Below are 11376 nucleotides of genomic sequence, written 5' to 3' on the forward strand. Positions count from 1 at the left end.
CATTCAACGTCGCCAAGCCAACCAGCTCACTCCTGCTCTGGTTATGGGCGCCCATGCTGCTGGTACTCTCCATCGATCCCCTGATCAGGGTATTCGCCGGCAAGCAGCCGTTCCAGGCGACTTTCACCTCCTGGGGCGGCTGGTTGGTGCTTTCCCTGGTAGGCGCCGCACTGACCCTGGCCTACCGTCGGCGCGAGCTGCGCGTGGAGCCGCGGCAGCTGACCATTGCCGCCACCCTGTACACACGGCGCGTGCCGGTGAGTTCGATGTGGCTGGATCGCGCGCGGGTAGTCAGTTTCGCCGAGAACCCGGACTTCAAGCCTGGCATGAAATCCAATGGCTTCCAGTTCCCGGGTTTCCGCGCCGGCAATTTCCACATGAAAGGCGGTGGCAAGGCGTTCTGCCTGATCACCGACGACAGCCGCGTGCTGGTGATCCCGCTGCGCGATGGCAATAGCGTACTGGTCAGCCCCGAACAGCCGCGTGTGCTGTTGGATGAACTCAAGCGACTGGCCGACAGCGGCGCACGGGCCTAAGCTGCGCGTATGCGCAACGCACCCCACATCCTGCTCAACACGCCCGACATCGAGATCTGGCCCGGCGGCCTGCTGCGCGCGCGCAGCAGCGACGACGCGCGCGTGCTGGCTCGTGCGACCCATGTCCTTCGGCGCAAGCGCGATGGCCGCTACCTGGCTGCCCAGCTGCGTGGCGGTTTGATGCCGCTGGTGCCGCGACTAGCGGACGAGCCCGGTATCGACTTCGCACTGACCGCATTGGACAGCCTGCGCACCCAGCCCTCCCGCATTCCACCGCCAGACGGCAGCCTGCCGCTGCTGCAACTGCAGCTGCACCTTCAGCAACTGGATCTGGACGCCGACGCCTATGCGGCGCAAACCGGCCTGGAGCTGGTCGCCGAACCCTTGCACCTGCGATTGGCAGGTTTCGATCGCTACCGTCGTCCGCTCTGGCTGACCGGCGCTGCAGCGCGCGGCTGGCAGCGTATGCAGCAGGCCGCGGCAATCGATGGCGTCGCGCTGGATGCGATCTCCGGCTACCGCAGCCATGACTATCAGCTCGGTATTTTCGAGCGCAAGCTGGCACGCGGCCTGAGCGTTGCCGAGATCCTCACGGTCAACGCTGCACCGGGTTACAGCGAACACCATGGCGGCGATGCACTGGACATCAGCTCACCCGGCGAGCCGCCGGCCGAGGAGTCCTTCGAGCTCACGTCAGGATTCGCCTGGCTGCAACAGCATGCAGCGCGCTTCGGTTTCCACATGAGCTACCCGCGCGACAACCCGCACGGCATCGTCTACGAGCCGTGGCACTGGCGTTATCGCAGCGCCACGTAATTGCAGGAGCGGCGCTGGGTGGCCTCGGGCCATAAGCCGCGAAGCTGGTGGACTGTCCGATGGATTGCCTGCAAGGCCCCTGCCGAGCATGGCTCGGCACTACCTGGCATACCTGCGACCTTACGGATCATGGACTTCGCGACTAATGCCGCTCCCACAATCTGGAGCGCGCCGCTGTTTGCAGGAGCGGCGTAAGCCGCGAAGCTGATGAACTGTCCGATGCATTGCCTGCAAGGCCCTGCCGAGCATGGCTCGGCACTACCTGGCATAGCTGCGACCTTACGGATCGTGGGCTTCGCGGATTACGCCGCTCCTACAAAAGCGCGGCACTGTCCACGTTGCTACTCAATCCTGGGAACGATTGGTCTTCTGCTTCGGATCGGTGCTGAAGTCAGCGATACGCCACAGGTACAGGCTGGCCCAGGTGCGGTACGGGCCCCAGCGCTCGCCGCGCTCGGTCAAGGCTTTGGGCGTGAGCATCGTCTCGCCGCCATCCACGCGCTGCGCCCCTTTGCGGATGCCCAGGTCATCAATCGGCAGGATGTCGGGCCGACCCAGACGGAACATCAACATCATTTCCACGGTCCAGCGACCGATACCGCGCACCGCTACCAGGGCATCGACGATGGCCTGATGATCCATCACCGACATCTGCCGCAGGCTCGGCAACTCACCCGCGCTTTCGCGGCGGGCAAGGTCGCGCAAGGCCAAGGCCTTGTTGCCGGATACGCCGCAGGCACGCAGCCCTGAATCATCGATCAGTTCAAGACTGGCTGCATGCAGGCGCTTGCTACCGATTGCAGTCTCCACCCGTCCAACTATGGTCGACGCGGCCTTGCCACTGAGCTGCTGGAACAGGATTGCCCGCGCCAGCGCATCGACCGGATCAAACGAGCGCGCCCAGCCTTGCGGCGGCGGCAACGGACCAACGCGACGCATCCAGCTGGCCAGCCGCTTGTCCACCCGTTGCAGGTGCGCGTGCGCGGCATCGATATCGAAGCCGCGGCGATAGCGCGGCATGACTCAACGCCGCAGGGCACTGAGTGCAAGCAGCACCCAACCGCCCATCAAGCTCATGCCGCCGGCCGGCGCCAGCGTCGTCGGCCACTGCATCAGCACATTGCCGACCAGGCTGCCGGAGAACAACAAGGTACCCAGCAGCAGCACATACAGCGCACAACGCCCCAGCGTATTTACCGAGGATGCCCCGAGCCCGACCAGCACCACGCCATGCCCGAACGCATACAGCGCTGCGGTGTTCAGATGCGACTGCGCCAATGCCTCGCTCACGCCGTGCGAGGCGTAGGCCGACAGACCAACCGCAGCCGCGGCCAACAGGCCACCACAGAACGCGAGAAACGAAGGCTTACGCGTCCGCCGTTCCACTCCCAACATGTCGCTCTCCAATCAGTCCTGCAAACGCTGTCCATAAAAAAAACGCGCCGCTGGAAGCGGCGCGTTTTCTTCGATCAGATCATCATCAACAACCGATGATTACTTGACCGCCCAGTAGAGGTCGTAGGAACCATCGGTGGTGAAGGCCTTGGCCACACCACCCTTCCACGACTCATACGGACGATCGACAACTTCGTTACCGGTGGTGGTAGCCCATGCACGCAGGCCGTTACGGGCCAGGTCCAGGCCAGCCATGTGGCCGGTGTAGGAAGCAAATGCCGAACGGTGGGCCGGAGCATGCACGTAGGTCACCGGGTTGCCCGCGGGGATCTTGACGCTCAGCTCGGCGGCATCACCGGCAGCAACCGGTGCGGCAGCAACGGCCGGAGCAGCAGCTTCGCCGTCCTTCTTGTCGGCAGCCGGAGCAGCAGCGCTGCCCTTGCGAACCGGCAGAGCCACGTCGAAGGCGTACTTTTCAGCACCAAAATCGGTGGTGACGATGCGGACCGGACCAGCAGCAACCAGGCCATTGGCATCCATCGCACGCTTGATCCACTCCATGTTGTCGTCAATCGACTTCTGGATGGCATCGTTGTTGCGATCGATGTTACCGGCGTTGACCACCAGCAGGTTCTCAGCCGGCACCTGGATGACCTTCAGGTCGACCAGCGGTGCTTCGGCAGCGGCGTAGTCAACGTTCGGCACCGAGGCCAGCATGTTGGCCATGCGCGACAGACCCAGCTTCAGGTCGTCACCGATGTGGCGGCTGACGTACAGGCCGGCATAACGACCAAACAGGTCGAAACCGTACTTGACGCTGTAGTCCTGGGTGATCTTGACGTTGCGGTCGTTCTTGCCGGTCGGCTCGAGCGTGAACGAGGTCACCTTGTCGGTACCGCGGGTCGGGTCTTCGATGGCAATCACGACGCGCTTGTTCTTCTCGCTATCGGTGATTTCCCAGCTGCCCTGGCCCATGTCTTTGGAGGAATAGTCCATGCGGGCGCCCTTGCCGGCGTCCGGGCCGCTGAACTTCAGCTCCACGGCCTTGTCGCGCAGCACAAGCGGATTCCAATCCTTGAAGCGACGCAGGCTGTTGACCGTGTCATACACGATCGTCATCTTGCGGTTGGTTTCGATGCTTTCGGTAATGTGGCGCTCGCCCGGCAGACACACGCCAATGAGGACAAACAGGCCAGCCACGATCCCCAAGGCGATCAGGAACTCGATAATACGGGTCATTCAGGAGTCTCCGGGGCCGATCCCACGGCCGGGTTGATTGAAGCGAAGCCCCCATCCTATCAGGCTTTTCGCAGGTTGTTCACCACATTTGGCATACCGGTTTCCATTACCAGAATGCGCTATCTCATCGATGGACTGCAGGGTAGCGTATCAACCACCAACCCTGCGCGCCTTCACCCGATAGCTGGGGCTGTATTTCGCCGTAGCCGGGCTATTTTCCACCGTCCAAGGTGTCCAGCACCAGTACTGCAGGCAACTTTTCGCGCATCGCCCGCCGCACGGGCGTGACCTGCGGAGCCGTATTCATGCGGACCGGGATGCGCCACAGCATGCGACTCAGACCAGTTGCAGCTCAAAGGCCTTGAGCACGGCACGGGTACGGTCGCGCACGCCCAGCTTGGAAAGGATGTTGGAAACGTGGTTCTTGATGGTGCCCTCGGCCACGCCCAGGGAGTTGGCGATCTCCTTGTTGGAGAAGCCGCTCGCCATCAGCCGCAGGATCTCGGTCTCGCGGTCGGTCAACGGGTCCGGCCGGTCCAGGCTGACGAACTCGTTGCGCATATGCTCCAGCCCGGACAGCAGGCGCTGGGTCACCGCCGGCTGCACCAGCGAGCCACCGTTGGCCACGGTACGGATGGCGCCCACCAGCTGTTCCAGGGTCACATCCTTGAGCAGATAGCCCTTGGCACCGGCCTTGAGCCCGGCCAATACCAGTTGGTCATCATCGAAGGTAGTCAGGATGATCGACGGCGGCAGCGTGCCGGCGCGGCTCAGCGTCTGCAGCGCTTCCAGCCCGGACATCACCGGCATGCGCATGTCCATCAGCACCACATCCGGCTGCACCTGCGGAATCATCTCCACCGCCTGGCGGCCGTCGATGGCCTCGGCCACCACTTCAATGCCGTCATCCAGCGCCAGCAGCGAACGGATGCCCTGCCGGACCAGGGTTTGGTCGTCGACCAGACAGACACGGATCATCAATTCACTCCTTGCGGCCCCGAGGCCAACATCATATTGGTAACCAGTGGCAGGCTGGCGCGAAGCCGGAAGCCCTCACCGCTCCGTGCCGACACATCCAGCACACCCCCATACTGCGCCAACCGCTCGCGCATGCCACGCAGGCCGTTGCCCGGCATTATTTCCTCGAAATCACCGCCGATGCCGTCATCGTGCGCGCTGATGACCACCTGCGCCGCATCCCGCTCCACGTTGATCCACAAATTACGGGCGCCGGCATGGCGCACCGCATTGGTGATGATCTCCTGCGTACAGCGCAGCAACACATGGGCACGCTCAGGGTCTTCGACACTGAACGGGTCGTCGATCTGCAGGTGGATATCCAGCGAAGGCACCCGTTCGGTCAATGGCCGCAGGGCAGCCGCCAGATCGATCGCCCCGCTCTCGCGCAGCTGGCTGACCGCCTCGCGCACGTCGGTCAGCAGCAGCTTTGCCAGGGTATGCGCCTGCCGCACATGCTCCTGCGCCTGGCCCTCGGTGATATGCCCTGCCACTTCCAGGTTCAGGCTCAGCGCCGTCAGGTGATGACCCAACAGGTCATGCAGTTCGCGGGAAATACGGGTGCGCTCGTTGACCCGGGCGCTCTCGGCCAGCAGCAGGCGGGTGGCGCGCAGTTCGGCGTTCAAGCGCCGCTGCTCCTCCCGCGCCTGGGTCTGCTGCCGGGCCACCAGGCTCGTGACAAAGATGAACATCGAGAAACCGCCGTACAGCAGCGACTGCAGCAGCGCCTCGAACAGGGGCAGGCCCAGGATCAGGTTATAGACCGGCAACACCGCCAACTGGCTCAGCACCAGCCAGATCACGCCCACCCAGCGGCTCAGCAGCCACGGGATGACCCCGGCCGCGACCATCATCAGGATGCTGCCCAGGCCGGTGGCCGACAGATAGCTGACCACCAGCGCCGAAACCGTCAGCAGCAGCAGCGCCAGCCGGTCGTACCAGCTGGTGTGGCCGGCGGCATTGAGCCCACGGGTCAGCCAGAAGTAGCAGCCGCCGAAGGTCAGGTAGGCCACGAACAGCCAGATCGCCTCGCCGGCGGCCGGCTGCAGCACGCCCTCCTCCGGTGCGTACTGGGTATAGACCAGGGGCAGGCTGACCAGGGCCCAGGTAAACAGGCCGGCCAGGCGGAGGACTCGGGTGTGGCTGAGGTATCCCAACATCCGTGCATGGTAAGGACCCGGCAGCCCCGGCGCCCTCCCTCGGAAGTCATGCATGGCAAGCATCGCGTGCGGCTCGCCGGGCTCGTGCCACCCATGCGATAATCGCGCCACAGCCCACTGGGCCGACCGCGATACCCCACGGAGTCACAATGTCGATTGTTATCCGCGACGTGCGCGAGCACGAGCTCGATTCCGTCCTGGCACTGAACAACAACGCTGGTCTTGCGATTCTTCCGCTGGATGCAGCCAAGCTCCGCCGTTTCTATGAAACCGCCGAATACTTCCGGGTTGCCGAACGCGACGGCAACATGGCCGGTTTTCTGGTCGGCTACGGCAGCAACAGTGCCCATGACAGCTGCAATTTCGCCTGGTTCCAGCAGCGCTACCCCAGCTTTTTCTACATCGACCGCATCGTGGTGGCCAGCCGCCGCCGTGGCGGTGGTGTCGGCCGCGCGTTCTATGCCGATGCCCAGAGTTACGCTGAGCTGCGCTACCCGCAGATGGCCTGCGAGGTCTTCCTCGACCACGGCGCAGATGCTGCCCTGCTGTTCCATGGCAGCTTCGGCTTCCGCGAGGTCGGCCAGAACACCATGCCCTCGGTCGATGTGCGGGCCAGCATGCTGCTCAAGGATCTGTGCAGCTACGAGTGGGTAAAAGAGACCTATGGCGACAACCTGCCCGACCTTCCGTGGGTAGGCAACACACGCCGGCTGCTGCAACAGCGGCCGACCGGAACCTAAGATGGCAGTGAATTTGGATTACGAACAGGCTGGTGAACTGAAAATCGGGCAGGTAGGCATCGCCAACCTGCGCATCCGCACCCTCGACGTGGAGCGCCTTGCCCAGGAAATGCGCGAGCGCGTTGCACGTGCACCCAAGTTGTTTGGCCGCGCAGCGGTGATCCTGGACTTCGGCGGTTTGAGCCAACTGCCGGACCTGGCCACTGCACAAAGCCTGGTCAATGGCCTGCGCGACGCCGGTGTACTGCCGGTCGCCCTGGCCTACGGCAGCAGCGAAACAGAGACCCTGTCGCAGCAGCTTGGCCTGCCGGTACTGGCCAAGTTCCGTGCCCAGTACGAACCCGTCGAAGCCGAACCGGCGCCGGCCGCCGCCCCCACCGCCAAGCAAGGCAAGCGCGCCGCCGCCGCGACGGCAACCCCTGCTGCACAGCCCGCTGATGGCGCTGCACCACAGCCCGGCAAGATGCAGCTGACCACGGTGCGCTCGGGCCAGCAGCTGTACGCCGAGAACTGCGACCTGACCGTACTCTCAACGGTTGGTGCCGGCGCCGAGGTCATCGCCGACGGCAGCATCCATATCTACGGTACGCTGCGTGGCCGCGCATTGGCCGGAGCCCAGGGCAATACCAGCGCACGCATTTTCTGTCGCGACTTCCACGCTGAACTGGTCGCGATTGCAGGACGGTATAAGGTACTGGACGATATTCCGGACAATCTGCGCGGCAAGGCCGTGCAGGTATGGCTGGAACAGGACCAGATCATGATTGCTGCGCTGGATTGACGCAGCTCACAACGACATTCAGGAGAGATCCTTTGGCTGAAATCATCGTAGTCACCTCCGGCAAGGGCGGCGTCGGCAAGACCACCTCCAGTGCCAGCATCGCCTGCGGCATCGCGCGGCGCGGCAAGAAAGTTGCCGTCATCGACTTCGACGTCGGCCTGCGCAACCTTGACCTGATCATGGGCTGCGAGCGCCGCGTGGTATACGACTTCGTCAACGTCGTCCACGGTGAGGCCACGCTGAAGCAGGCACTGATCAAGGACAAGCGCTTCGACAACCTGTACGTGCTGGCCGCCTCGCAGACCCGCGACAAGGACGCACTGAACAAGGAAGGCGTGGAAAAGGTCCTCAAGGACCTGGCCGCCGACGGTTTCGACTACATCATCTGTGACTCCCCGGCCGGCATCGAGAAGGGTGCGTTCCTGGCGATGTACTTCGCCGACCGCGCCGTTGTCGTGGTCAATCCGGAAGTCTCTTCGGTACGCGACTCGGACCGCATCATCGGCCTGCTCGACTCCAAGACCGCCAACGCCGAAGCCGGCAAGGCCGTGCCGGCCTACCTGCTGCTGACCCGTTACAGCCCGGTCCGCGTCGAAAGCGGCGAGATGCTGAGCATCACCGACGTGGAAGAAGTGCTGGGGCTCAAGGCCATCGGCGTCATTCCCGAATCCGGCGACGTGCTCAACGCCTCCAACAAGGGCGAGCCGGTCATCCTGGATGCCGAGTCGCCGGCCGGCCAGGCCTACGAAGACGCCGTTGGCCGCATCCTGGGTGAAGAGCGCCCGATGCGTTTCACCACCGTGGAGAAGAAGGGCTTCTTCAGCAAGTTGTTTGGAGGATAAGCATGGGACTGCTCGACTTCCTGAGACAGAAGAAGACGACCGCCGAAACGGCGAAGAACCGCCTGCAGATCATCATCGCGCAGGAACGCAGCACCCGTGGTGGCCCGGACTACCTGCCGCTGCTGCAGCGCGAACTGCTGGAAGTGATCAAGAAGTACGTCAACATCGACGCCGACGCGGTCAAGGTGGACCTGGTCAAGGATGGCGCCAACGACGTGCTCGACATTTCCGTGGCCCTGCCCGACGACAAGTGATGACAGCCCGGCGGCCACGGCCGCCGGGACTCCAGTGCCCGTGAACGAACACCCTGCCAAGGAACCAACCCAGCCCGTGCTGTGCGTTGGCGATATCCAGTGGACCGACGCTGCGGACCTGCTCGCACGCCACGGCCTGCGCCTGAACCACGTCGCCGCCGGCGAGAAGATTCCCGGCAGCTACTGGGGCGAGCCCGAAGCCGGCATCATCGCCTGCGACGTCTACGTGCGCGACGACACGCCTGTGCATTCGATGCTGCACGAATCCTGCCACCTGATCGTGCTGCCGCCCGAGCGCCGTGCCCAGGTGCATACCGACGCCACCGACTCTGTCCCCGAGGAAGACGCCACCTGCTACCTGCAGATCGTGCTGGCCGGGCAACTGCCGGGCGTAGGCAGCGCGCGACTGATGGCCGACATGGACAGCTGGGGCTACACCTACCGGCTGGGCTCGACCCAGGCCTGGTTTGAGCAGGATGCCGAGGATGCCAAGCGTTGGCTGATAGAGCGCGAGTTGATAACACCGTGAGCCTGTAGTGCCGAGCCATGCTCGGCAGAAGCCTTCCCGGTAAAGCCACAGCGCAGCATGGCGGCGATCTACAGGTGAAGCGCTCCTAGCGTGGCCTGGAACTCCCCATATCCAGGGTCACCCGCGTACCCCGCTCCGGCTGCGAATGGATCTCCAGCTTCCAGCCCAGGTGATCGCACAAGCGTGCGATCAGGTCCAGGCCAATGCCTGCGCCTGGATAGCGCTCGCCCTTGCTCATGCGCGCATACACCTGCGCCACCTCCTCCGGACTCATGCCGTGGCCGGGATCTTCAATGGTCAGCACTGCATTGGCGGAAACGCCGACACGCACCACGCCGCGGTCACTGTTCTCGATGGCATTGCGCAGCAGATTGCCAACCGCCGCCTGCACCACCGCCAGCGGCGCGAGCACCTGACACGGCGCGGCTTCCACCAACACCAGCTCCAGTTCCTTGCCCTTGGCCAGGTAGCGATGGTCTTCGGCAATCTCCGGCAGCAACTCATCCAAGGCAACCAGCTCACTCATCGCCGACAGCTTGGCCGGGTCACGCGCAAGCACCAGCAGCAACTGGATCAACTGTTCCATGCCAGTCGATGTGCTGCGCACCCGCAGCAGTTGCTGGCGCGCCCTGTCCGGCAATCCCGGCTGCTCCAGCGCCAGTTCAGCGGCACCGGTGATCACCGCGATCGGCGTGCGCAGCTCGTGGCTGGCGGTACTGATGAACGCACGTTCGCGCTCGACGAAATGCTCGTTGCGCTGCAGGTAATCGTTCAAGGCACCAGCAATCACTTCCAGCTCGGTACTGCCGCGCTTGTCCACCAGCACACGTTGCCCGCGCCGCTCGGGGCTCAGCTTGGCAATATCCTGCGCAAGCACCGACAAGGGCCTTACCAGGCGGGTCATGCCAACCCAGGCCATCAGCAAGGTCACCAACAACAACGCCACACCCGCCAGCAGCGCCCAGCGGGTGATGAAGTGCTCAAGCTCGCCGAAATCGGAGATATCCAGCGCCAACACCACCCGACCAAAGTCACTGGTGTCACGCACCATCACCGCGGTCTGCTTGCCCTCCAGCAGCGGGCCATCATGCAAGCCGGGGTGCAGTTGAGTGAGGCTTTCAGGGATACCACCCGGCTCAACTGCCGTGTAGAACCGCAGCGTGTCCGAATCCTGCCAGTGGTAGGTGGGGTCGCTGCGCATCTGGCCGATGATGCTGTCCAGCTCGGTGTTCAACAGCGAACGCCACACCGCGTGCTCGGCATGTTCGTGCACATAGTTGGCGGCGCTGAACACCGCCAACGTGACCAGCGCGACATACAGCGCCAACCAGCCCAGCAGTTTGCGCCGCAGCGTGCGGCGTGTCATTGCGCGCTACCCGCCGCGGGTGCAGACAGACGATAGCCAACGCGCGGCAAGGTCTGCAGCAGCTTCTGCTCGAACGGGCCATCGACCGCGCGCCGCAGTTCGTAGATGTGTGAGCGCAGCATGTCGCCATCCGGTGGCTCATCGCCCCACAAGGCATATTCCAGCTGATCGCGGGTAACTGCCGCCGGGCTGGCACGCATCAACACCTCAAGCAGCTTGCGGCAGGCCGGGTACAGGTGCAGCACCTGCCCTGCGCGTTGGGCTTCAAAGGTGGACATGTCCAGCTGCAGGTCATGCACCTCCAGCACTTTGCGCTGGTTGCGCCCGTGGGTACGCGCCAGCACTGCTTCCAGCCGTACCTCAAGCTCCGGCAATGCGAACGGCTTGGTCAGGTAGTCGTCGGCGCCGGCGCGGAAGCCGGTGATCTTGTCCGGCAACTCGTCGCGGGCGGTGAGCATGATCACCGGCACTTCGGAGCGGAACTCCTCACGCAGCTTGCGCAACACCTCAGGGCCTTCCATGCGCGGCAGCATCCAGTCCAGCAGGATGGCGTCATAGCTCTGGGTGCCGGCCAGGTGCAGGCCGGTGATGCCGTCCGGGGCAACATCCAGGGTATGCCCGCGCGCTTCGAAGTAATCGAACAGGTTGGCGATCAGATTGCGATTGTCTTCGATGACCAGCAGCCGCATGCACGCAGGACC

14 protein-coding genes are annotated in these 11376 nt (G+C 63.9%); 7 read left to right on the top strand and 7 right to left on the bottom strand.

The genetic code is table 11. The features are described from left to right. The first annotated feature begins 53 nt into the window (after window positions 1–53). Entirely contained in the window at window positions 54–536 is a 483-nt protein-coding gene (locus tag Q5Z11_RS14505; RefSeq protein ID WP_303747058.1) for a PH domain-containing protein, read from the top strand. 9 nt (window positions 537–545) lie between these two features. Further along, a complete protein-coding gene (locus tag Q5Z11_RS14510) occupies window positions 546–1352 on the top strand; it encodes a M15 family metallopeptidase (protein ID WP_303747059.1) in 807 nt (268 codons plus the stop codon). 345 nt (window positions 1353–1697) lie between these two features. On the opposite strand, the gene Q5Z11_RS14515 is transcribed toward Q5Z11_RS14510, so the two are convergent. The 5 genes from Q5Z11_RS14515 to Q5Z11_RS14535 all read right to left on the bottom strand — a co-directional run bounded on the left by Q5Z11_RS14515 (window position 1698) and on the right by Q5Z11_RS14535 (window position 6163). Next, window positions 1698–2372, bottom strand: coding sequence for a DNA-3-methyladenine glycosylase family protein (locus tag Q5Z11_RS14515; RefSeq protein WP_303747060.1), 675 nt, complete (start codon window positions 2370–2372; stop codon window positions 1698–1700). Between the two features lie 3 nt (window positions 2373–2375). Next, window positions 2376–2747 (bottom strand): DUF423 domain-containing protein, encoded by a 372-nt coding sequence (locus Q5Z11_RS14520; protein ID WP_303747061.1) that lies wholly within the window; start codon window positions 2745–2747, stop codon window positions 2376–2378. A 99-nt stretch (window positions 2748–2846) separates the two neighbouring features. Continuing rightward, a complete protein-coding gene (locus Q5Z11_RS14525; RefSeq protein ID WP_303747062.1) occupies window positions 2847–3986 on the bottom strand; it encodes a polyketide cyclase in 1140 nt (379 codons plus the stop codon). A 336-nt stretch (window positions 3987–4322) separates the two neighbouring features. Beyond that, window positions 4323–4964 (bottom strand): response regulator, encoded by a 642-nt coding sequence (locus Q5Z11_RS14530; protein ID WP_282271150.1) that lies wholly within the window; start codon window positions 4962–4964, stop codon window positions 4323–4325. Further along, on the bottom strand, window positions 4964–6163 hold the full coding sequence (locus Q5Z11_RS14535; RefSeq protein ID WP_303747063.1) for a sensor histidine kinase: 1200 nt from the start codon (window positions 6161–6163) through the stop codon (window positions 4964–4966). The genes Q5Z11_RS14530 and Q5Z11_RS14535 overlap by 1 nt, the downstream gene beginning before the upstream one ends. 149 nt (window positions 6164–6312) lie before the next feature. Here Q5Z11_RS14535 and Q5Z11_RS14540 point away from each other — a divergent pair, with 149 nt between their 5' ends. The 5 genes from Q5Z11_RS14540 to Q5Z11_RS14560 are packed head-to-tail and all read left to right on the top strand — an operon-like array spanning window position 6313 to window position 9309. Then, window positions 6313–6903: a GNAT family N-acetyltransferase gene (locus tag Q5Z11_RS14540; RefSeq protein WP_303747064.1), complete on the top strand. Its 591-nt coding sequence runs from the start codon at window positions 6313–6315 to the stop codon at window positions 6901–6903. Window position 6904: 1 nt separating this feature from the next. Further along, a complete protein-coding gene (gene minC / locus Q5Z11_RS14545) occupies window positions 6905–7684 on the top strand; it encodes a septum site-determining protein MinC (protein ID WP_303747065.1) in 780 nt (259 codons plus the stop codon). A gap of 32 nt (window positions 7685–7716) precedes the next feature. Further along, window positions 7717–8526 (top strand): septum site-determining protein MinD, encoded by an 810-nt coding sequence (gene minD / locus Q5Z11_RS14550; protein WP_303747066.1) that lies wholly within the window; start codon window positions 7717–7719, stop codon window positions 8524–8526. A gap of 2 nt (window positions 8527–8528) precedes the next feature. Next, a complete protein-coding gene (gene minE, locus Q5Z11_RS14555; protein WP_282271139.1) occupies window positions 8529–8780 on the top strand; it encodes a cell division topological specificity factor MinE in 252 nt (83 codons plus the stop codon). A gap of 40 nt (window positions 8781–8820) precedes the next feature. Further along, window positions 8821–9309, top strand: a complete 489-nt coding sequence (locus tag Q5Z11_RS14560) for a hypothetical protein (protein ID WP_405051605.1) — start codon at window positions 8821–8823, stop codon at window positions 9307–9309. A gap of 85 nt (window positions 9310–9394) precedes the next feature. On the opposite strand, the gene Q5Z11_RS14565 is transcribed toward Q5Z11_RS14560, so the two are convergent. Then, window positions 9395–10675 (bottom strand): sensor histidine kinase, encoded by a 1281-nt coding sequence (locus Q5Z11_RS14565; RefSeq protein ID WP_303747067.1) that lies wholly within the window; start codon window positions 10673–10675, stop codon window positions 9395–9397. Further along, window positions 10672–11364 (bottom strand): response regulator transcription factor, encoded by a 693-nt coding sequence (locus Q5Z11_RS14570; RefSeq protein WP_303747068.1) that lies wholly within the window; start codon window positions 11362–11364, stop codon window positions 10672–10674. The genes Q5Z11_RS14565 and Q5Z11_RS14570 overlap by 4 nt, the downstream gene beginning before the upstream one ends. Between the last annotated feature and the right edge of the window lie 12 nt (window positions 11365–11376).

The sequence above is a fragment of the Stenotrophomonas sp. 610A2 genome, from assembly GCF_030549615.1.
In the GTDB taxonomy this organism is placed as follows: domain Bacteria; phylum Pseudomonadota; class Gammaproteobacteria; order Xanthomonadales; family Xanthomonadaceae; genus Stenotrophomonas; species Stenotrophomonas pigmentata.